Annotated in this window: 20 protein-coding genes and 1 pseudogene; 16 read left to right on the forward strand and 5 right to left on the reverse strand. The window is 72.4% G+C overall.

Going from position 1 to position 20594, the window contains the following annotated elements:
* Positions 1 to 398 (forward strand): annotated as a pseudogene (locus AAH991_RS15235) (acyltransferase domain-containing protein); the annotation flags it as partial.
* A 130-nt stretch (positions 399 to 528) separates the two neighbouring features.
* On the opposite strand, the gene AAH991_RS15240 reads toward AAH991_RS15235, so the two are convergent.
* Together AAH991_RS15240 and AAH991_RS15245 are read right to left on the reverse strand one after the other, a co-directional pair.
* A complete protein-coding gene (locus AAH991_RS15240) occupies positions 529 to 1464 on the reverse strand; it encodes a hypothetical protein (protein ID WP_346226462.1) in 936 nt (311 codons plus the stop codon).
* 85 nt (positions 1465 to 1549) lie between these two features.
* Positions 1550 to 2275, reverse strand: coding sequence for an alpha/beta hydrolase (locus AAH991_RS15245; protein WP_346226463.1), 726 nt, complete (start codon positions 2273 to 2275; stop codon positions 1550 to 1552).
* A gap of 704 nt (positions 2276 to 2979) precedes the next feature.
* Between AAH991_RS15245 and AAH991_RS15250 the strand changes: the two genes are divergently transcribed.
* The gene (locus tag AAH991_RS15250) at positions 2980 to 3297 is read left to right on the forward strand and encodes a hypothetical protein (protein WP_346226464.1); all 318 of its coding nucleotides are present in this window, start codon (positions 2980 to 2982) and stop codon (positions 3295 to 3297) included.
* Positions 3298 to 3438: 141 nt separating this feature from the next.
* On the opposite strand, the gene AAH991_RS15255 is transcribed toward AAH991_RS15250, so the two are convergent.
* Positions 3439 to 4200, reverse strand: coding sequence for a class I SAM-dependent methyltransferase (locus AAH991_RS15255; RefSeq protein WP_346226465.1), 762 nt, complete (start codon positions 4198 to 4200; stop codon positions 3439 to 3441).
* Between the two features lie 434 nt (positions 4201 to 4634).
* Here AAH991_RS15255 and AAH991_RS15260 point away from each other — a divergent pair, with 434 nt between their 5' ends.
* On the forward strand, positions 4635 to 5231 hold the full coding sequence (locus AAH991_RS15260; RefSeq protein ID WP_346226466.1) for a TIGR03086 family metal-binding protein: 597 nt from the start codon (positions 4635 to 4637) through the stop codon (positions 5229 to 5231).
* A gap of 136 nt (positions 5232 to 5367) precedes the next feature.
* Here AAH991_RS15260 and AAH991_RS15265 read toward each other — a convergent pair whose 3' ends face one another.
* Positions 5368 to 6591 (reverse strand): CynX/NimT family MFS transporter, encoded by a 1224-nt coding sequence (locus AAH991_RS15265; RefSeq protein ID WP_346226467.1) that lies wholly within the window; start codon positions 6589 to 6591, stop codon positions 5368 to 5370.
* Positions 6592 to 6795: 204 nt separating this feature from the next.
* Here AAH991_RS15265 and AAH991_RS15270 point away from each other — a divergent pair, with 204 nt between their 5' ends.
* Positions 6796 to 8043: a DUF7402 domain-containing protein gene (locus AAH991_RS15270; protein ID WP_346226468.1), complete on the forward strand. Its 1248-nt coding sequence runs from the start codon at positions 6796 to 6798 to the stop codon at positions 8041 to 8043.
* Between the two features lie 161 nt (positions 8044 to 8204).
* Positions 8205 to 10160, forward strand: coding sequence for a Xaa-Pro dipeptidyl-peptidase (locus AAH991_RS15275; protein ID WP_346226469.1), 1956 nt, complete (start codon positions 8205 to 8207; stop codon positions 10158 to 10160).
* Between the two features lie 190 nt (positions 10161 to 10350).
* On the opposite strand, the gene AAH991_RS15280 is transcribed toward AAH991_RS15275, so the two are convergent.
* Complete coding sequence (locus tag AAH991_RS15280) at positions 10351 to 11511, reverse strand: hypothetical protein (RefSeq protein WP_346226470.1); 1161 nt, start codon at positions 11509 to 11511, stop codon at positions 10351 to 10353.
* Between the two features lie 129 nt (positions 11512 to 11640).
* Between AAH991_RS15280 and AAH991_RS15285 the strand changes: the two genes are divergently transcribed.
* The 11 genes from AAH991_RS15285 (at position 11641) to AAH991_RS15335 (ending at position 20463) form a co-directional block, all read left to right on the forward strand.
* Positions 11641 to 12375, forward strand: a complete 735-nt coding sequence (locus AAH991_RS15285) for an FMN-dependent NADH-azoreductase (protein ID WP_346226471.1) — start codon at positions 11641 to 11643, stop codon at positions 12373 to 12375.
* A gap of 104 nt (positions 12376 to 12479) precedes the next feature.
* Positions 12480 to 13373 (forward strand): sigma-70 family RNA polymerase sigma factor, encoded by an 894-nt coding sequence (locus tag AAH991_RS15290; RefSeq protein ID WP_346226472.1) that lies wholly within the window; start codon positions 12480 to 12482, stop codon positions 13371 to 13373.
* A gap of 160 nt (positions 13374 to 13533) precedes the next feature.
* Positions 13534 to 14295 (forward strand): DeoR/GlpR family DNA-binding transcription regulator, encoded by a 762-nt coding sequence (locus AAH991_RS15295; RefSeq protein WP_346226473.1) that lies wholly within the window; start codon positions 13534 to 13536, stop codon positions 14293 to 14295.
* Positions 14292 to 15257: a 1-phosphofructokinase family hexose kinase gene (locus AAH991_RS15300; RefSeq protein ID WP_346226474.1), complete on the forward strand. Its 966-nt coding sequence runs from the start codon at positions 14292 to 14294 to the stop codon at positions 15255 to 15257. The genes AAH991_RS15295 and AAH991_RS15300 overlap by 4 nt, the downstream gene beginning before the upstream one ends.
* Before the next feature lie 342 nt (positions 15258 to 15599).
* On the forward strand, positions 15600 to 16781 hold the full coding sequence (gene mtlA / locus AAH991_RS15305) for a mannitol-specific PTS transporter subunit IIC (protein WP_346226475.1): 1182 nt from the start codon (positions 15600 to 15602) through the stop codon (positions 16779 to 16781).
* Between the two features lie 3 nt (positions 16782 to 16784).
* Positions 16785 to 17093, forward strand: coding sequence for a PTS sugar transporter subunit IIBC family protein (locus AAH991_RS15310; RefSeq protein WP_346226476.1), 309 nt, complete (start codon positions 16785 to 16787; stop codon positions 17091 to 17093).
* The gene (locus tag AAH991_RS15315; protein WP_346226477.1) at positions 17086 to 17553 is read left to right on the forward strand and encodes a PTS mannitol transporter subunit IIA; all 468 of its coding nucleotides are present in this window, start codon (positions 17086 to 17088) and stop codon (positions 17551 to 17553) included. The genes AAH991_RS15310 and AAH991_RS15315 overlap by 8 nt, the downstream gene beginning before the upstream one ends.
* Complete coding sequence (locus AAH991_RS15320; protein WP_346226478.1) at positions 17550 to 18590, forward strand: zinc-dependent dehydrogenase; 1041 nt, start codon at positions 17550 to 17552, stop codon at positions 18588 to 18590. Before AAH991_RS15315 ends, AAH991_RS15320 begins: the two co-directional genes overlap by 4 nt.
* 17 nt (positions 18591 to 18607) lie before the next feature.
* Entirely contained in the window at positions 18608 to 18904 is a 297-nt protein-coding gene (locus tag AAH991_RS15325) for an HPr family phosphocarrier protein (protein WP_346226479.1), read from the forward strand.
* A gap of 222 nt (positions 18905 to 19126) precedes the next feature.
* A complete protein-coding gene (locus AAH991_RS15330; protein ID WP_346226480.1) occupies positions 19127 to 20044 on the forward strand; it encodes a helix-turn-helix domain-containing protein in 918 nt (305 codons plus the stop codon).
* Positions 20041 to 20463 (forward strand): VOC family protein, encoded by a 423-nt coding sequence (locus tag AAH991_RS15335; RefSeq protein WP_346226481.1) that lies wholly within the window; start codon positions 20041 to 20043, stop codon positions 20461 to 20463. The genes AAH991_RS15330 and AAH991_RS15335 overlap by 4 nt, the downstream gene beginning before the upstream one ends.
* The last annotated feature ends 131 nt before the right edge of the window (positions 20464 to 20594 follow it).

Raw genomic sequence — 20594 nt, forward strand, 5'->3', positions numbered from 1 at the left:
GCGACGACGCCATCGGCCTGCACATCCCCGAGACGGGGCCGTTGACCCCGGAGGCGGTCGAGGCTTCGCTCGACGAGGCCCGCACCTTCTTTCCCCGCCACTTTCCCGGCGAGCGCTACACGTCGTTCTCCTGCGGCTCGTGGCTGCTCGACCCTCAGCTGCAGGAGTACCTGCCCGAGGACTCCAACATCGTCCGCTTCCAGCGGAGGTTCGAGCTGGAGCCCTACGAGGAGCCGGAAGGGATCGACGCCGACGTCGAAGTGCTGCGGTTCGTGTTCCGCAGCCTGACCACGCCGCTCGACCAGCTGCCGCGCCGCACCGTGCTGCAGCGTGCGGTCATCGACCACCTGAAGGCCGGTCGCCACTGGCGCTGGCACCGCGGCCACTTCCCGATCTAGCCACGCTCTCAGGTCCGGCTAGGCGGATAACCTCCGAATCCTGCCCGGCGTGCCGGGCCGGGCCGATCGTCCTGCCTCGCACAGGTTGCCCGCTCCGCAGGAAGCGGAACGGCCCGGCGGAGCAATGGGGTCAGTCCGGCCAGGTCGCCTCCGAGCAGACGACCCGGGCGGCCTCGTGGGGTTCGGCGTCGCGGACCAGCCAGCACCTGCCATCCCGGCCCAGCAGGGTCACGATGCCCGAGGCGAGAACACGGCGGCCGTGGGCGTCGCGCAGGTGCACGATCCTGCCGATCAGAAGGTTGCCGTCCTCCGGATCTCCGTCGGGGGTCTCCCTCTCCCAGCGCCACATCCGGTAGGTGCCGCCCGTTCCCTTGTCCCGGAGGTCATGCTCCTCATGGGGAATCCGGAAGGTGCCCACGTCATCGGGGTTCAACCCGGAGGAGACCGGATCCCCGTCGACCAGTCCCGGCAGCAGCATGGCCATCAGATGCGTGCCGCTTCCCGGGAGCCGGTACATCTCCGGTCGCATGGCCGCCCACTGCCCGGCCGTCGTCACGGGGACGGGCACCCGGCATGGCTCCTGCGGTGGCGCGGATCCGATCGGTGCCCTCGGGTTCATGTGGACGAGAGGGTCGAAGACATCGCGGATCGGCCAGAACCGGAACAACCACCGGGTGACGTCCGGCACGTTCACGTGCGCGGTCAGGCCGTACTCGAAAAAGGGAGGGCCGATCAGGAAGTCACGGCCGCTGTCGTCCATCACGCCCATCTGGATCACTCCGGTCACCGCGGTGAAGGTGTGCTGGTCTACCGGCCTCCACGAGGACCCCGGGGCAGGTGGTTCGGCGTCCCATGCCTCCAGCCGCAGGGTGGCGGTGTAGTGAAGGGCCTCCGACTCGCCGTCGCGAAACTCGGGGCAGTCGGTGCCGCCGTAGACACAGAGCCCGCCGTACTGCACGTAGAGCTCCTCGTCGAGATGCCGGATCATGCGGGCCACTGGTGTCCTTCGGATCGTCGCGATTACCGGAGACAGCATGTCGTACGGCACCGACAGAACCGCGATCACACAGGCGGTCCCCGTCACGTCGATCGGCAGGAGCGCGCTCCGTTCCTACGAGTGAGCACGACCATGTCTCGACGGCGGCGAGGCGCTAGGAGGCAAGAGCGGCGTCGGCGAGGACGTGAGCCGTGCGGCGGCCGGCTTCGATCGCATGCCGCACGCGAGCAGGCGTGCAGCGCCCCCGCTCGGGGTCGTACTCGGTCATCACGACGCCGGCGTGATCCGTATCCGCTTCGACCAGAGTCGTCCGCCAGCCACGCTGCCGCAGGGCGTCGGCGAACCGGCGGGACTGCTCGACGTCCACGATGGCGTCCCGTGTTCCGTGGACCAGCCAGAACGGAACGGGCTCGATCTGCGTCGCCGCGACATCGTCGAGGGGGACGCGGCCCGTCGAAGGCGCGGGAGCATCGAACCCGGAGGCGATCGCGACCACTCCGGAAGGCCTCCAGCGCTCGGGGCCGGCGCCGTCGAGGCCGACGCCCGCGGCGGCCTTCCCTCCGAGGGACCACCCTGCCAGGACGATTCGTGCGGCGTCACCACCGAAGGCACCTGCGTTGCCACGGACGAAGACGATCGACTCCCACAAGTGGGCTCGCCCACCGTCCGGCGCGTCGGATCGCCAGTCGGGGACGAACACCACGACGCCCCGCTCCGCGACCGCGCGTGCCAGCGGTTCGAGGACGTCCCGCTCGTCGGGTCCCCTGCCATGCCAGAGCAGCACGGCCGGCCGCGACGTGGAACCGTCACACCGGTAGACGTCGAGGCCCTTGCCGCTCGGCCCGTAGACGACGCCGCGTTCCACCCGTCCATCCGCCACCGTTACCCCCTGAGTCATGTCTCGCGTATGCACGTCCGCCCTCGGACACGTCAGTACGGGTCGGGTCACCGTCGCCGGCTGTGCCCGCGGCCGGTGGTGGGCCCACGCGTACGTGGCGGGCCGGGAGAGGAGCGCGTGGCGGCTCCCGGTGCCCGGCGACGGTCACGGCAACCTCGAGGACCCGCGCGGTTTCCGTCGGAAGTTCACCGTAATACCCCGGATGGGGCAGGGGACCCGCTCCGGCCGAGCACGTGCGATCGCAACCAATGCGCCTCAATGATCTGGAAGGCATTCGCCGACCGGCGTAAAGGGCTGGTCGCCGCCGGGAAACGGCCCGACAAGACCCTTGAGCTAGGTGTGTTTTCTGGTGCGGAAAGCGGTTGTTTGCGCATTGCTGGGTGACTGTGCCTTTTGTTACCTCTAGCGTGAGAATCAGGGTCTGGATCCAAGGTTCGATGGATCGATTCGCGCTCCGTGTATCGGGATTCCCGATGACAGTCACGGAGTCGACGGAGTGATACTCATGCTCAAGGAAGCACTGGCTGCTGGCGCGATCACAGCGTCGGCCCTCATCGTCCCGGCGACGATGCAGACGCAGCCGGTCAATGCCGCCGGCAACACCACGCAAATCACGCAGAGTCCGACACAGCCCTGCCCGGGTGGTAGATGCCGGGGCCGGGAGCGCCACCGGCAGTACGGCCAGTATGGCCCTCAGCGCGGACGCGAACGCGGGCGCATGGAAGAGCGCGGACGTGAACGCGGGCGCATGGAAGAACGCGGACGCGAACGCGGACGATTCGAGGAACGCGGACGTGAACGCGGGCGCATGGAAGAACGCGGACGCGAACGCGGACGATTCGAAGAGCGCGGACGTGAACGCGGGCGCATGGAAGAACGCGGACGCGAACGCGGACGATTCGAGGAACGCGGACGTGGATTCGAAGAGCGCGGCCGTGAACGCGGACGAATCGAGGAACGCGGACGCTGACCGTGGTAGCGGCATCAGCACGCGGGGAGAGTGAGGCAGCAAGAGCAGCAAGGACCGGATGACCGTACATCGAACCTGCTGGACCCGCCTGCCCCACGAGGTAGCAGCCTCGCGGGGCTCTCCCCTTTCCGCCGAAGCCGGCCCGGCCTGCTCGTCCGCGACTCCGCGGTCGCTTTCACGGGTGCGTCTCAAATGACGGCGATGACGTCCTGCGATAGACGGACACATGCGAACGCGACTCGGCGGTGAATTCGGTTCCCGTCCAGTCCGCATGCCTGGACTCCAACTCGAACCCGGCAAGCTGGGCCATGAGGTCGAGTTCGGCCGGCCAGATGTAACGGTGAGGGCTGCGGGACAGCCGGGCCTGCCCGCTCTCGTCGAAGTGGAAATGGTGCGACACGACGTGTTGCCGCAGCACGTCGTACGTGTCGAGGCCGATGTAGCCCGGTTCGTTGTGCCACACCACGGCCTGCTGTCCCGGCGGGAGCTTGCGCAGCTCGGGCACCCAGAGCTCGATCACGAAGCGACCCCCGGGTGTCAGGTGCCGGGCGGCGTTACGGAAGCACGCCACCTGCTCGGCCTGCGTGAGCAGGTTGGAGATGGTGTTGTAGACGAGGTAGACGAGCGTGTACTCCCCCGGGGCGACGGCGGTCGCCATGTCCCCGGCGACGACCGGAATCGTCGCCTCGTCCACCTTCGTACGCAATTGATCGATCATCGGGCGTGACAGCTCGATGCCGGTGACGGGCACTCCACGCTCGGCGAGCGGTACGGCCATGCGACCGGTTCCGATGGCGAACTCCAGGGCCCGTCCGCCGCCCGCGAGTTCGGCGAGGCGATCGACGGCCGGCCCGAGGACCTCGGGCGCGAACATCCCGGTGCCCGGCGTGTCATAGTGCCGAGCGGTGTCGGCGTCCCAGATCTCCTCCTGTCGCATGCCTCAACGATCACCCCCCGGGTGCGGGCGTGTCCAAGGATTTTCCGGCACACGAAGTTCGACCATCTGGTTGTGGGTCCGCGATGGCGGCCACTAACGTCGGCCATGTGGTTGAAGATCGTCCGGCGTAGGACGAGATGGTCCACGCCCTGCTCACGACGCGCGGCGCATCATGCTGCGCCGGCTCGGCCACCGGCGAAGGGCCTGGCCCTATCACGAGCGCCGTCGACCGGCTGCGCTTCTGCGGCGGTTCCGGGATGACCGCATGCCCCCGGTGCGGCAGGCCCTCGGCCGTCCACCCCCCACCATCGAGGAGGCGTCATGACCGCTGAGTCCGCGACCTGCCCCGCCGTACGGCGCGAGCGGACGTCGGCCGCACCCCCGCGTACCGTCCACCGCGATCGGATCGACCGGCTCATCGTGGCGGTGACGCGGTGACGGCCGACCTGAAGCCCGCGGCGGACAGGCTCGCGGCGATCATCCGCAGCGTGTCCGACGACCAGCTCACCGGGCCGACACCGTGCGAGGGCGTCACGGTCGGCGAACTGCTCGATCACATCGACAGCCTCTCCGTCGCCTTCGCCGCGGCCGCGCGGAAGATCCCGCCGCAAGGAGGCGCCCGTCCCCCGGTGCCGGACGCGTCCAGGCTGGGCGAGGACTGGCGCGACCGCATCCCGGCCCGCCTCGCGGAGCTGGTCGAGGCGTGGCGGGATCCGGCCGCGTGGACCGGCACGGCCGAGATAGGCGGCGGCGTGCTGCCGGCCGAGGTCGCCGGGACGGCCGCACTCGACGAGATCCTCGTCCACGGCTGGGACCTCGCCGTCGCCACCGGTGCCGCCTACCCCGCCGACGACCCCGCCCTCGCCGAGGCCGTGGATCGCGTGCACCAGTGGGTCGGCGCCGTCGTCGCCGAGCAGCCGCAGGGGAGCCCCGGCCTGTTCGGACCGCCGGTGCCGGTGCCCGGCGACGCTTCGCCGCTGGACCGGCTGCTCGGGCTCACCGGCCGCGACCCCGCGTGGCAGCCTCGGTGAGACACGTCCGCTGAATCCGCTTCCGGGCGCCCGCCTGAATCCGCTTCCGGGCGCCCGCCGCGCGGGGCACGCGGTGGGCGCCCGGCGGGCCCGGGCGGAACACCCCGGCGGGGCCGGCGACCCGAGCGTCACGACATCAGATCTGCCGGTCGCGGCCCGCGAAGAACCCGGCGGCGATCTGCGGCAGCATGAGACACACCACGAAGGCCAGCGGCGCCCGCCAGCCGCCGGTGTGCTGGTAGAGCGCCCCGACCAGGATGGGGCCGGGAATCGACAGCAGGTAGCCGACGCTCTGCGCGAAGGCGGACAACCGGATCACCGTCGCGCCGTCCCGGCCGCGCATCGCGATCATCGTGAGAGCCAGTGGAAAGGAGCAGTTGGCCACGCCCAGCAGCACCGCCCACAGCCAGGGCGCGGCGGCGGGGGCGGCCCACAGTCCGGCGTACCCGGCCAGACCGAACGCGCCGAGCAGGACGGCGACACCCCGCTGGTCCCGCAGCCGTCCGGCGACGGCGGCCAGTACGAAGGACAGCGGCACGCCGAGCACCGAGGTGAGGGCGAACAGCAGGCCGGCGGTCTCCGCGGACAGCCCGGAGTCACGGAAGATCTGGGGCAGCCAGCCCATGATGACGTAGGCGGAGGTGGCCTGCAGGCCGAAATACACGGCGAGCGCCCAGGCCACGGGATTGCGGGCGACCCGTACGTCCGCCCCGGCCTTCGCGGCGGCGTCCTCGCTCCCCGGCTGCGCGACCGGCTGCCGCCGGCCGTCACGGGCGAGGGCGAGCCAGGGCGGCACGGCGACGGCGGCGAGGACGGCCCAGGCGCCGAGACCGGCACGCCAGTCACCGCCGAACGCGCCGGCGAGCGGGACGGTGACGGCCGCGGCGGTCGAAGCGCCGAGGTTGAGAGCCATGGAATACAGGCCGGTCATCATGCCGACCCTGGCCGGGAAGCGCTGCTTCACCACGACCGGCAGCAGCACGTTGGCGACCGCGATCCCGGCCAGTGCGAGCCCGCTCAGGGTGAGGAAGACAGGCGTGTTCGCGACGAGCGGGCGCAGCGCGAGCCCGGCCGTCACCGCCGCCATCCCGGCGAGGACGACGCCGTCCGGTCCGTGCCGGCGGGCCAGGCGGGGGGCGGCCGAACCGACCAGCGCGAAGCACACGGCCGGCACGGACGTGAGCAGTCCGGCGAGGGTGGCGCTCATCCCGAGGGCGGCGCGGGCCTCTTCGAGCACGGGCCCGAGACTGGTGACGGCGGGCCGGAGGTTGAGCGCGGCCAGCACCAGGGCGGCGACCGCCAGACGTTGTGTCCACGCGGTGGACCGGGTATGCCCCCGCGACTTCGTCCTCACAACCACCGGGTCATCCTAGGATGATCCGCTTATTCCACCTGAACCGGGTCGTCCCAGAAGTCGCGACTCGTTCCACGCCGGCGCCTCATCCGGCACATCGTCCCAAATGGGGACTTGACACCACTTTTGTGACCGAAAAAACTCGCTTCACAGCACGACACCCCCCGGACTGCGGCCCGTGAGCGCTCACCGCGCCGCGAAGGAGACAGAATGAGGCGACTGTTCGCCGTACTCGCGCTGGTCGCGGGCTTCCTGGTGGCGCCCGCGGGTGCCGACGCCACCGTCGCGAACGTGGCCCCCTCGGCCACCGCCTCCGCCTCCTACACCTCTCCCTGGGAGAGTGTGGCCGCGATCAACGACGGCATCGACCCCGATCGGTCCGGCGACACGCGGAACCGCCGCTGGGGCACCTGGCCCAACGCCGGGGCGCAGTGGGCCCTGCTGACCTGGCCGTCCGCCCAGACGATCTCCTCGGTGCAGGTCTACTTCTTCGACGACGGAGGCGGCGTACGGCTGCCGGCCTCGTGGCGGCTCCAGCGCTGGGACGGCGGCGCCTACGTGGACATCCCCGCCACCTATGCCACCGCGGCCGACACCTACAACACCGTCACGTTCCCCGCCGTCACCACCACCCGCCTGCGCGTCGTCCTGCACAGCGGCCAGGCCTCGGTCGGCCTGCTGGAGATCAGGGCGCTCGCCGACACCGCCGACCGGCAGAGCGGCTGGAGCCCGCCCGCCACCCTGGCCGCGCCGCTCGACGAGGTCTGGCGGCACGCCGAGTCCACGAGCACCGACCCGTACGGCTTCCGCAACTACGGCTGGGACCAGATCATCGCCAACGGCGGCAGCGTCAACTACTGCGTCCGCTGGGACTCCACCGCCCCGGTGTCGGCGGAGCTGCGCGACCGCATCCACGCCGCGCTGGCCCGTTCGTTCAAGAAGTGGATGGACGTCATGGCCGGTCACAACGGCTGGCCGTACGCCGAGGTGCCCGTGAAGGTGGTCGGCTGGGCCGTACGCGACCGGGCCCTCCTGCAGTGGAGCGACGACTCGGTGGACGTGTACGTCGGCGACATGCGCGAGGACGCGCCGCAGTGCGCCGAGCCGTGCGCCCGCCTGTTCAACCAGTCGGGCGCCTATCCCGACTGCCCCGGCGGCGCCTCCCACCACTACGACATGTCGCTGTGGCTCACCGAGGGCATGCAGGGCGGCATGGGAGGCGACTGGGGGCAGCGCGTCGGCAGCGAATACCTGGTCGACAACCTCGCGAGCGACGACATCCACATCCTCCTGCACGAGATCGGGCACGGTTTCGGCCTGAACGACTTCTACGACTGGACCCCGTCCGGTCAGTGCTGCTTCCTCATGAAGGCGGGCTCGGCCACCTCGATCACCGAATTCGACGCGTGGATGCTGCGCGACGTCTGGCGGCATCTGAAGGGCCGCTACGGCTACTGACGCACGCACCCGGCCCGCCGGAATTCGACATTTGTCGGAAGCATCAACGATCAAGACAGAACGGACGTCCGAAGACATTCCGCGCGACCTAGCCCTAGCATCGCCGCCGCGGGCCGATTCCCCCGGCCCGAGTTCCCCCCGATCGTTTGGAGAGTCCGCTGATGTCCTCATCGCGCCGGGTGACGCCCGGTCTTGTCCCGCCGGTCACGTCACGCCGTACGGGAACCGCACGCCGGGGCGCGGCGGCGCTGGGGCTCGCCGTCGCCACGACCGTCACGGGGGTCGCCGTGAACACGGCCTCCGCGGGCGCGGCCGTCCCCGCCGCGCCGGTGTTCCAGGACGGCATGGCCCAGCCGGTGTTCTCGGCGAACCGCAATGACTGGATCCGCGAGGAGGTGTGGGTCGAGACCCCGGTCGACAGCGACGGCGACGGACGGCGCGACCGGGTGCACGCCGAGGTCACCCGCCTGCGGGAGACCGAGACGGCCGGCCTGAAGTCGCCCGTGGTCTACGAGGTCAGCCCCTACTACGCCGGCGGCAACCCCATCACCAACCACGATGTGGACCACGAACTCCACGAGGCGCTGCGCCCGGGCAAGGGCTGGCAGAACCGCGGCGGCAGGCTGCTCGACCCGGCGGACGACGAACGCCGGGCCGCGGCGGCCGCGGACGACGCCGGCGGCGCGGACGCGGCGGCCGCGGACGCGCAGAGCGGCCCGCAGCCGGTCATCAGCACCAGCCACGAATCCAATTGGCTGCCGCGCGGCTTCGCGGTGGTCCACGCCGAGTCGCTGGGCAGCGGCGGGTCCGACGGCTGCCCGACCACCGGCGGGCGCAACGAGACCATCGGCGCCCGGTCGGTCGTCGACTGGCTGAACGGCCGCGCGAAGGCGTACGACGCCTCCGGACGGGAGGTCGGGGCGACCTGGACGACCGGCAAGGTCGGCATGATCGGCACCTCGTACAACGGCACCCTGCCCAACGCGGTCGCGAGCACCGGGGTCGAGGGCCTGGAAGCCGTCGTGCCGATCTCGGCGATCTCCAGCTGGTACGACTACTACCGCGCGAACGGCGCCGTCGTGGCCCCCGGCGGCTACCAGGGCGAGGACACCGACGTGCTCGCGGAGTACGTCTACACCCGCGCGGACAAGCAGGTCTGCCGGAGCGTCATCGAGGAGCTCGCGAAGGCGCAGGACCGCGTCACCGGCGACTACAACGCCTTCTGGGACGAGCGGAACTACATGAACGACGTCGGGAACGTCCACGCGGCGGTGCTGGTCGCACACGGCCTCAACGACTGGAACGTCAAGACCAAGCACGCCGCGCAGTGGTACGAGGCGCTCACGGCGCGCGGGGTGCCGCACAAGATCTACCTGCACCAGGGCGGGCACGGCGGCTCCCCCAGCGTCGACGTGCTCAACCGCTGGTTCACCCGCTATCTGTGGGACTACCAGAACGGCGTGGAGAGCGACCCCCGCGCCCTGGTCCAGCGCGAGGACAGGACACTGGTGCAGTACGCCGAGTGGCCCGACCCGGCCGCCGCGGACACCGAGCTCAATCTGGCCCCCGGCGCCGGCGGCACGGCCGGGGCGCTCACCCTCGACAGGACCCGGGTGGGCAAGCCGGTGACCGAGACGATCGTGGACGACGCCACCAAGCGGGCGCAGACCCTCGCCGACGCCGCCGCCTCGCCCAACCGCCTGGCGTACAAGTCGGAGTCGCTGACCGCGCCGGCCAGGCTCAGCGGCACCCCCCGGGTGTCGCTGCGGATGTCCTTCGGCCAGCCGGCCGCGAACGTCACGGCGCTGCTCGTCGACTACGACCGGAACGGCAAGGCGAAGATCATCACCCGGGGCTGGACGGACCCGCAGAACCGCAGGTCGCTCTCGCGGACCGAGCCGGTCAAGCCGGGCACGCCCTACCGCCTCGACTTCGACCTGCAGCCGCACGACTACGTCTTCCCCGCCGGGCACCGGATCGGGATCGTGCTGCTGTCGAGCGACTACGAGTACACCATCCGGCCCACCCCCGGCGCGCGGCTGCACCTCGACACGACGAAGAGCACGGTGACGCTGCCGATCGTGGGCGGCGCCGGCGCGCTCACCTCCGCGAGCTGACCGGTCTCCTCGCGAAACCCCCGGACCGTCCCCGCCGGCCGCCTCGACCGGCGGGGACGGCCGGGACGGCGAGGACGGCCGGACCGAGCGGCCGGACCGAGCGGACGGACCGAGCTGACGGACCGAGCGGACGGACGAGCGGCCGGACCGGGGCTGACGGACCGGGCTGACGGGACGGCGGGTGGAACGGCTACAGCAGGGCCGCGCGGTGCCGCCAGGCGAGCTCGAGCACGGCCGCGCCCGCCGCCTGCATCGGCTCGTCGCGGACATGTCGCCGCACGGTCTCCGCCTCGAACGGCACACGGCCGATGACCCGGCCCTCGCTGTTGGAGGCGGCGACCTCGCCGAAGACGGCGTCGAACGTCTCCGCCTCCAGCACGGTCACCGTGAGGAAGTCGGTCGCGAAGGTCAGCGGGTCGACCCCCACGCCCAGCACGAGGGAGCGCACCCGCCCGTCCTCGCGGGCGTCGGTCAGCGACCGGTAGAGCGGCCAGCTCTCGTAGTCGAAGCCGTCGCCGTACTCCTCCCCCCGCCCGAGGAACTCCTCGGCGTACTCGCGGACCACGCACTTCCACAGGTCGAGGTCGGCCCTCTCCGCGCCCGCGGACTCGTGCGCGGGCTGGAACACGCCGACCGGCATGACCTGGAAGAGCCCGCCGCCGTGCGCCACCCGGGCCGGGTCGCGCCAGTGCAGGACGAACGACGTCTCCCCCGTACGGCGGTCGTGGCGCAGCGTCAGGGTCGAGACCGCGCAGAGCGCGGGCCGCCTGCGCAGGTCGGTGGGGTCGCCCACGAGCGCGCGGAACGCCGGCGGCCGCCCACCCGCAGTCCCGGCGAGCTCGTGCGCGGCACGCTCGTGCGCGCCACGTGCGTACGCGGCGGACTCAGGGGCGGCAAGCTCGTGCGCGGCGAGCTCGTGCGCGGCCGCCTCGCCCACGCTCACGCCGTCGAAGTAGCGCGCCCGGGTGAAGGTCAGCTCCGGCCAGGCGACCTCCAGCAGCCGGTAGCAGGTGCGGTCCTCGAAGAGCCGGGGACGCGCGAGACTCCCCAGCGCGTCGGGGTAGGCCCCGGCGCCTTCCGGCAGCAGGGCCGCCGCCTCCGGCTCGCGGCCCGTGACGGCCGGGGCGGGAGCGTCCTCCACCCAGCCGAGCCGCACCTCGCGCAGGTCGAGGGGCGTGATCGGGATCCAGCCGTCCCGGACGAGCAGGCGGGTCGATCCGGCCCGTGCCACCCCGGGATAGAGCGTGCCGGCGGCGCGCGCCAGCTCGTGCCGGTTCCCGTTCAGGCGATCGCGCACCTCGGCCCATTCGGGTCCCGTCGGACGCCTGCCCGCCTTCGAATGCGATGTCACGGGCTCAGCACCCTACTCCCGGGCGCCCGCGCGACGGCCCCGCGCGGGGCGGAGCGCCCTCGCCCTGTCACCTCTGGCGGCCACGTGACGTCATACGCCGTGACGGAAGCATCCGGAGAGGAGCTCACGATGCGCTCGCATCGACAGGGGACGTCGCTACTGCACCTGGACTCCAGCGCGAGCGGCCGCCGCGACTCGGTCACCAGGCGGCTGACGGCGCGCTACGCGGACGTCTGGCGGGATCTCCACGGATCCGCCGGGTACCGGTACCGCGACCTCGCCGCCGAACCGGTCCCACTGGTGTCCCCGGCCTTCGTCTCCCTCGGCGTACGGGTGGAGAGGCACGGCTCGGTGCCGCTGCCGAAGGTGGCCGAGCTGGCCGAGGGGCCCGCCGAGGAGCGTGAATGGGCGCTGACCCTGCCGCTGATCACGGAGGTGCGCGCCGCGCGAACGGTGCTGCTCGGCGTCCCGATGTACAACTTCTCCGTGCCGGCGTCCCTCAAGGCGTGGATCGACCGGGTGACCTTCCCCGGGGCGTTCCTCGACGGCGGCACCGGAGACCGCCTGCTCCGGCGGACGACGGTCGTGGTGGTCACCGCGCGCGGCGGCTGCTACGCGCCGGGCACGCCCCGCGAGGGCTTCGACTTCCAGACGCCCTACCTCCGGGCGTACTTCACCGATCTCGGCGTGGCCCCGGAGAACCTGCACTTCGTCCACGCCGAGATGACCCGGGCCTCGGACGTGCCCGCCCTGGCCCACTTCGCGCCTTTGGCGGCGGACTCGCTGGCCGCGGCGCGGACCGCCGTGTCCGCGCTGGCCCGCCTGCCGGCGGCGCACGGCGGAACGGCCGCCCGTACTCCATGAGCGGGCCCCGAAGTGGTGTCCGGGCACCGCGCGCCGCTGCGGCACGTCACCTTTCCACCGCGCGATACGTCTCAAGAACGAACCGCGACGGGGAAAGGTGACCGATGGACGACCAGGCGCGCTTGGCCGAGCACTTCGACCGGACCCGCGGGCATCTGCGGGCGGTCGCGGTCCGCATGCTGGGCAGCGCGGACGAGGCGGACGACGCGGTGCAGGAGACATGGCTGCGCGCCTGCCGCGCCGGCTCCGGCTCCGTGCGGAACCCGACCGCCTGGCTGACGACGATCACCGGCCGGGTCTGTCTCGACATGCTGCGATCGCGCAGCCGGCGGCGTGAGGACTTCGCCGACCCGGCCGACCTCGACATGCCGGCTCCTCACGAGGAGAGCGCCGACCCGGCGGACGAGGTGGTGCTCGCCGACTCCGTCGGTCTCGCGCTGCTCGTGGTCCTCGACACGCTCGGCCCCGCCGAGCGCGCCGCCTTCGTGCTGCACGACCTGTTCGCCGTGCCGTTCGACGAGATCGCCGTGATCGTGGACCGTTCGCCGGCGGCCGCCAAGAAGCTGGCGAGCCGTGCCCGTCGGCGGGTGCGCGGCACGGCCGGCGTCCCCTCCTCCGGCCTTGCCGGACAGCGTGCGGTCGTGGACGCATTCCTGGCCGCTTCCCGGGCCGGCGACCTCGACGGCCTGCTGGCGGTGCTGGCTCCCGACGTCGTGCGCCGGGCCGATCCCTTCGCCCTGCGCGGGCAGCCCACGGCACCGGCGCAGGTGCGGGGCGCGCGGGCCGTCGCCGAGGAGACGCGCGCCAACGCCCGCAGGGCGCGCTTCGCCCGGACCGCCCTCGTCGACGGCGCCGTGGGAGCGGTGGTCGCCCCGCGAGGGCGCCTGCTGTTCGTTCTCGCCATCGCCGTCACCGGCGATCGCATCACATCCATCGACGTCATCGGCGATCCCGCTCGCCTGAAGCGGGTCCGGCTCGGCCTGGCCGACGTGCCGTAGGCGCCCGTGTCGACCGGATCTCGGCGCCCACTTCTCCCGCGGGCGTGAGGCGGGGGAACCTCCCGGCTGTCGTTTCGTGATGTCCGCCGCCCTTGACCCTGCAACAGAGACGGGTATAAACACATACGAAACAACATCGAAACGGCGGTGAACCAACACGATGTACGCCGAGGAGCGGCAGCAGGAGATCCTGCGGATGGCCCGTGACGCCGGACGGGTCGATGTGGTGCGGCTCGCCGAACAGTTCGGCGTCACCACGGAGACCATCCGCCGCGACCTCACCGCCCTGGAGCGCGCGGGCGTCCTGCGGCGCGTGCACGGCGGGGCCATCCCGGTCGAGCGCCTGGGGTTCGAACCCGCCCTGGCCGCCAGGGACGAGGTGATGACGGCCGAGAAGGAGCGCATCGCCAAGGCCGCCCTGGCCGAACTCCCGCAGGACGGCGCCGTGGTCATCGACGCGGGCTCCACGACCAGCCGGCTCGTGCAGGCGCTTCCGCCGGACCGCGAGCTCACCGTCGTCGTGAACTCACCGCCGCTGGCCACGACGCTCGCGACCCGCCCCAACCTGACCGTGCTCATGCTGGGCGGCCGGGTGCGCGGCCGGACGCTGGCGACCGTGGAGGACTGGGCCATCCAGCAGCTGTCGCAGCTCAACGTGGACGTCGCCTTCATGGCCACCAACGGCTGCTCGGTGGCCAAGGGCCTGACGACCCCCGACCCGGCCGAGGCGGCGATCAAACGGGCGATGATCGCCTGCGCCGACCGCGCCGTCCTGCTGGCCGACCATACGAAGTTCTCCGGCACCTATCTGGCGCGCTTCGCGACACTCGGGGAGATCGACGTCGTGATCACCGACACCGGGCTCGACGCCGACCAGGCGGCCGCGCTGGCCGCCGCGGGACCGGAGGTGGTCCGCGCATGATCCTCACGCTGACCCTCAATCCCAGCCTCGACCGCACCATCGAAGTCGGCGCTCTCACCCGCGGCGCCGTCATCCGCGCGGCCGCCACCCATCTCGACCCCGGCGGCAAGGGCGTCAACGTCTCACGCGCCCTGCTGGCCAACGACGTCAGGTCGTGCGCCGTCATCCCGTACGGCGGCAGCGAGGGGCAGCAGCTCCTCGACCTGCTCTCGGTGGAGGGCATCGACATGATCCCCGTGCCCGTCGCGGGTCCGACCAGGTCGAACGTCGCGATCGCCGAGCCGGACGGCACGGTCACCAAGGTGAACGAGCCGGGCACCGCGCTGACCCCCGCCGAGCTGGACACGCTGGCGGGCGCCGTGCTCGACGCCGCCCGGTCGGCCGACTGGGTGGTCGCCTCGGGCAGCCTTCCGCCCGGCGTCCCGGTGGACGTCTACGCCGGGCTGTGCCGCCGCTTCGCCGACGCCGGCATCAACCTCGCCGTCGACACGAGCGGCCCCGCCCTCGTGTCCGCCGTGAACGCCGGCCCCGCCCTCATCAAGCCCAACCGCGACGAGCTCGCCGAGGCCACCGGCACGTCGATCGCCTGTGTCGGCGACGCGCTCGACGCGGTCGGCAAGCTGCGCGCCATGGGCGCGCGGTCGGTCCTGACCAGTCTCGGCGCCGACGGCGCGCTGCTGGCCGAGGACGACGGACAGGTCTGGTACGGCGAGTGCGCGGTCGAGGAGCCGCGCAGCAGCGTGGGCGCGGGGGACGCCCTGCTGGCGGGCTTCCTCGCCGCCGGAGCCCGCGGCGGGACCGCCCTCGCCGAGGGCCTGGCCTGGGCCGGCGCGGCCGTGCGGCTGCCCGGCAGCCGGATGCCCTGCCCAGCCGACATCGACCGCACGCACGTCCGGATCGGTCCCCCCGACCCGGCCCGGCCGCTCACACCACCCCCTCGCCCGGCGCCCGGAGAGGCGTGAGCAGGACCCACCCCTCGCCGGACTCCCCGCCCCTGCCGACTCGCCCGCTCCCCCACCCCACGCCCCCGACCCACCTCCACCTTCACCTCGCTCCACCCGCTTCGCACCCCCCGACCCACCTCGCTTCGCCCGCTTCGCACCCCCCGACCCACCTCGCTTCGCCCGCTTCGCACCCCCCGACCCACCTCGCTTCGCCCGCTTCGCACCCCCCGACTCACCTCGCTTCGCCCGCTTCGCACCCCCTGATTCACTCGCTTCGCTCGCTCATGCCCGGGGGATGGCAGCGACCCGAGAACCCCCCAGCCGGCCAGCCAGGCCGGTCGCCCCGGAAGGAGCACGTCAATGGCCACGCCCTACACCCCCACCGTGCACGGCACCGGTGTGCGGGCCACGATCCAGCGCTTCGGCGGCCATCTCGCCGGGATGATCATGCCCAACATCGGCGCCTTCATCGCCTGGGGCCTGATCACGGCCCTGTTCATCCCGACCGGATGGGCGCCGAACAAGACACTCGCCGAACTGGTCGGCCCGATCATCAACGTCCTGCTCCCGGTGCTCATCGGCTACACCGGCGGCCGGATGGTCCACGCCCAGCGCGGCGCGGTGGTCGGCGCCGTCGCCACGATGGGCGTGGTCGTCGGGGCCGACGTCCCGATGTTCCTCGGCGCGATGATCATCGGCCCGCTGGCCGCGCTGATCCTCAAGTACGTCGACCGGTTCACCGCCGAGCGGACCAGGGCCGGCTTCGAGATGCTGGTCGACAACTTCACCGCCGGCATCGTCGGCGCGGCGACGGCGATCGCCGGCGTCCTCGCCATCGGCCCGGTCGTGGAGAAGGTCACCGAGGTCGCGGGCGACGGCGTCGCCTGGCTCGTCTCCCACTCGCTCCTGCCGATCGCGTCGGTCATCATCGAGCCCGCCAAGGTGCTGTTCCTCAACAACGCGATCAACCACGGGGTGCTCGGGCCGCTGGGCGTCGCCGAGTCGGTCAAGCACGGCAAGTCGATCCTGTTCATGCTGGAGTCCAACCCCGGCCCGGGCCTCGGCCTGCTGATCGCCTACCTGCTGTTCGGCCCGAGATCCCTGCGCCCCAGCACCCCCGCCGCCATGATCATCCACTTCTTCGGCGGCATCCACGAGATCTACTTCCCGTACGTGCTGATGAAGCCGCGCCTGATCCTCGCGGTCATCGCCGGCGGCGCCTCGGGCGTGCTCACCTTCCTGGTCACCGGAGCGGGCCTGGTCGCGACGCCGTCGCCGGGCAGCATCTTCGCCTACATGGCGGTGACCCCGAAGGGCGGCTGGTTCGGGGTGATCGCCGGGATCGTGATCGCCACGGCCGTGTCCTTCGCCGTGGCCGCGGCGCTGCTGGGCTTCGGCCGCGCCAACGGCGACCAGCCGGACGAACCGGTGCAGGACACCGGCACGAACGACACCACCGCCACGAACGACACCGACGACGAGAAGCGCGACACAACCGGCGAGACGGCGGCCGAGAGCGTGCCCGCCACCAAGGAGGCGTAGAACGTGTCCACCATCGAGGGCAAGGACGTCCGCAAGCTCATCGTGGCCTGCGACGCGGGCATGGGCAGCAGCGTCATGCTGGCGAGCACGCTGCGCAAGCAACTCAAGGGCACCGCGGTCAGCGTGGAGCACACCCCGGTCAACTCGATCCCCGCCGACGCCGACGTGATCGTCTGCCACACCGGGCTGGCCGACCGCGCCAGGGCGAGCGCCCCCGGCGTCGTGCTCGTGCCGTTCCAGGTCTTCATCGGCGACCCGGCCGTGACCCGGGTCGTCGCCGCGATCAAGAACGGGGGCACGATCGATGGCTGACCGGGCCGGCACGGCCCCGCTCCCCCTCGACCCCCGCGCCGTACGGACGGCCGCGACCGCCGCGGACCTCGAGGACGCCATCCGGCAGTGCGGCGCGGTCCTCCGGGAAATCAGCGCGGTGGACGGGACCTACACCGAGGCCATGCTCGAACGCGAACGGTCGATCTCCACGTACGTCGGCGAGGGCGTGGCCATCCCGCACGGCACGCTGACGTCGAAGGAGGCGGTCCGTCACGACGCCATCTGCGTGCTGCGCTTCCCCGAGGGCGTCGACTGGCACGGTGAGCGGGTGACGGTCTGCGTCGGCATCGCGGCGCGCGGCGACGGCCACATGCGGTTGCTGTCGCGGCTCGCCCAGATCCTGCTCGACCCGGACCGCGCCGCGGCCCTGCGCGCGGCCACCGAGGCCGACGAGGTCATCGAACTGCTGCAACCGGACGGAGAGGAAGACTCCGAGTGAAAGTCGCCCGTTTCCACGCTCCCGGGGACATCCGCCTGGAGGAGGTGCCCGAGCCCGTCGCCCGCCCCGGCGAGGTCAAGATCCGCGTACGCAACTGCTCGACGTGCGGCACGGACGTGAAGATCTACCGGTTCGGGCACCACCACATCAGGCCGCCCCGGGTCATGGGCCACGAGATCGCCGGCGAGATCGTGGAGGCCGGTGAGGGCGTCACCGGCTGGAGCCCGGGCGACCGGGTCCAGGTGATCGCCGCGATCCCCTGCGGCGAGTGCGAGGAGTGCCGGCGGGGCCACCTCACCGTCTGCCCCAACCAGGAGTCCATGGGCTACCACTACGACGGCGGCTTCGCGCAGTACATGGTCGTCCCGGCCAAGGTGCTCGCCGTGGACGGCCTCAACCGGATTCCCGACGGGGTCGGGTTCGCCGAGGCGTCCCTCGCCGAGCCGCTCGCCTGCGTGCTCAACGGGCAGGAGCTGGCCCGCGTCGGCCAGGGCGACGACGTGGTCGTCGTCGGCTCGGGCCCGATCGGCTGCCTGCACGTGCGGCTGGCCCGTTCGCGCGGCGCGGCCCGGGTGTTCCTCGCCGACCTGAACGCCGAGCGCCTCACCATGGCCGCCGACCTCGTACGGCCGGACGCGGCGATCTGCTCGGGCGAGACCGACCTCGTGGACGAGGTGCTCAAGCTGACCGGGGGCCGGGGCGCCGACGTGGTGATCACGGCGGCGGCCTCCGGCGCGGCCCAGCAGCAGGCGTTGCAGATGGCCGCGCGGCAGGGCCGGATCAGCTTCTTCGGCGGGCTGCCGAAGGACGACCCGATCATCGCCTGCGACTCCAACCTCGTGCACTACCGGGAGCTGACCATCGTCGGCGCCAACGGGTCGAGCCCGGCCCACAACGCCCGCGCCCTGCGGCTCATCGCCGAGGGGGCGGTGCCGGTCGCCGACCTGATCACCCACCGCCTCGGCCTGGACGAGGTCATGGACGCCGTCGACGTCGTCGCCCGCGGCGCCGCCATCAAGGTCACCATCGAGCCCTGACGTCTGAGAGGTAAGCGATGCCGGAAAGGACAGTGGCGGTCGCCTCGCGCTCCGGCCTGCACGCCCGCCCCGCCAAGATCTTCGTCGAGACGGCGGCGCGGCAGGCCGTGCCCGTGCGCATCCGCGTGGGCGACGGCAAGGCCGTCCCCGCCAACAGCATGCTGGGCGTGCTGACCCTCGGGGCCGGGCACGGCGCCGAGGTCACCCTGGAGGCGGACGGGCCGGGGGCCGAGGAGGCCCTGACGACCCTCGCGGACCTGCTGTCCCGCGACCTCGACGCCGAAGGAATCGAGGGAGCCGAGGGAGCCGCCTGACCGGCGGCTGAGGGCATCCGGGCCGCGCGGCGGCGCGGTCCGCGCTCCCGGCTCCCCCGGCCCCACCGCACTCCCGGCTCCCGCCCGGCCTCAGCGCGCTCCCGGCTCCCAGCCTGCCCGCTCCGCCCGGTCTCACCGCATGCGCCCGGCCGTCGTCCCCAGCACGATGGCCGCGGCGGCTCTCCGTGATGGAGACTGGAACGCGGGAAGGAGGAGCGGGTGATGGCGGTTCGGGATCGGCGGGCGGCGGAGACCGGCGAGCACGAAGAGAACACCTTCTTCCATCGGCGGCCCGCTCCGGCGCTGCGGTCGCTGGTCGGGTGGTACAGCGCCTACCGCGAGGCCGGAGTCCCGCCGGCCACGCATCGCGGCCTGCCCTCGCCGTACCTGACGATGATCGTCACGCTCGACGATCCGCTCGTCGTCGCGGCGCACCCCGACCCGCGCACCCCGCCGGGGTCGTACGACACGCTGGTCGGCGGGCTGCACACCGCCCCCGCGCTGATCACGCACGACGGCCGGCAGTCGGGCGTGCAGCTCGCGCTGACGCCGCTCGGCGCGCGGGCCCTGCTCGGGCTGCCCGCCGGGGAGTTGTCCGGGCTCGACCTGGACGGCGCCGAGGTGCTCGGCCGGCCGGCGGCCGAGCTCCGCGAGCGCCTGCTGGAGGCGCCCGGCTGGGACGAGCGCTTCGCGGTCCTCGACGCGGTCCTGTCCCGGCGCGCTCGCTCCATGCGAGCCCAACCGGCCGAGGTGGCGCGGGCGTGGCGGCGGATGCTGGCCACCGGCGGGCGGGTCACCGTGTCCGGCCTCGCCCGCGAGGTGGGCTGGAGCACCAGGCACCTCAACGGCCGGTTCCGCGAGGAGATCGGCCTGTCCCCCAAGGAGGCGGCACGGGTCGTGCGGTTCGACCGGGCCCGGCGCCTGCTGCAGCACGCGGCGGTGTCCGGGCGGCGGCTCACGCTGGCCGACGCGGCGGCCGAGTGCGGGTTCTACGACCAGGCGCATCTCGCCCGCGAGTTCGGCGCCTTCGCCGGGTGCTCCCCCAGCCGGTGGCTGGCCGAGGAGGGCGGCCACGGAGGCGAGCTGTTCCGAAACGTCCAAGCCGGGACGCAGGACGGGTCGCCAGACTCGGTGGCATGAACGACACGACACCAGCACCTCAGGTATGGCCCACGCTGCGGGCCGGGGACGCACGCGCCCTGATCGCCTTCCTCGTCGAGGCGTTCGGCTTCGAGGAGACCGCCGTGTACGGCGAGGGCGACCACGTCGACCATGCCCAGCTCTCCTGGCCGGCAGGCGGCGGGATCATGCTGGGCAGCGTCCGCGACACCCCGGACGACAAGTGGAACCTCACCCCCGGCTCCTTCGGCGCCTATGCCGTGACCGACGACCCGGACGCGCTGTTCGCCCGGGCGACCGCCGCGGGGGCGCGGGTCGTCAAGGAGCCGTACGACACCGACTACGGCTCCCGCGACTTCGTCGTCCGCGATCCGGAGGGCAACCTCTGGTCGTTTGGCACCTACCGCGGCGAACCGCGGAAGGCGGCCCCCACGGGGTGAGGTAGGGCACTCCCACCGAGGTTCCGGCGGTGCGCGGGATGGGCCGTGACCACCGCCGGAACCTACGTCGACGGCCATGACGAACGTGCTCCGGGCGTTCCAGGATCTCCTCACCTGAGGGCGCCGGGACG

The sequence above is a fragment of the Microbispora sp. ZYX-F-249 genome (assembly GCF_039649665.1).
Lineage (GTDB): Bacteria > Actinomycetota > Actinomycetes > Streptosporangiales > Streptosporangiaceae > Microbispora > Microbispora maris.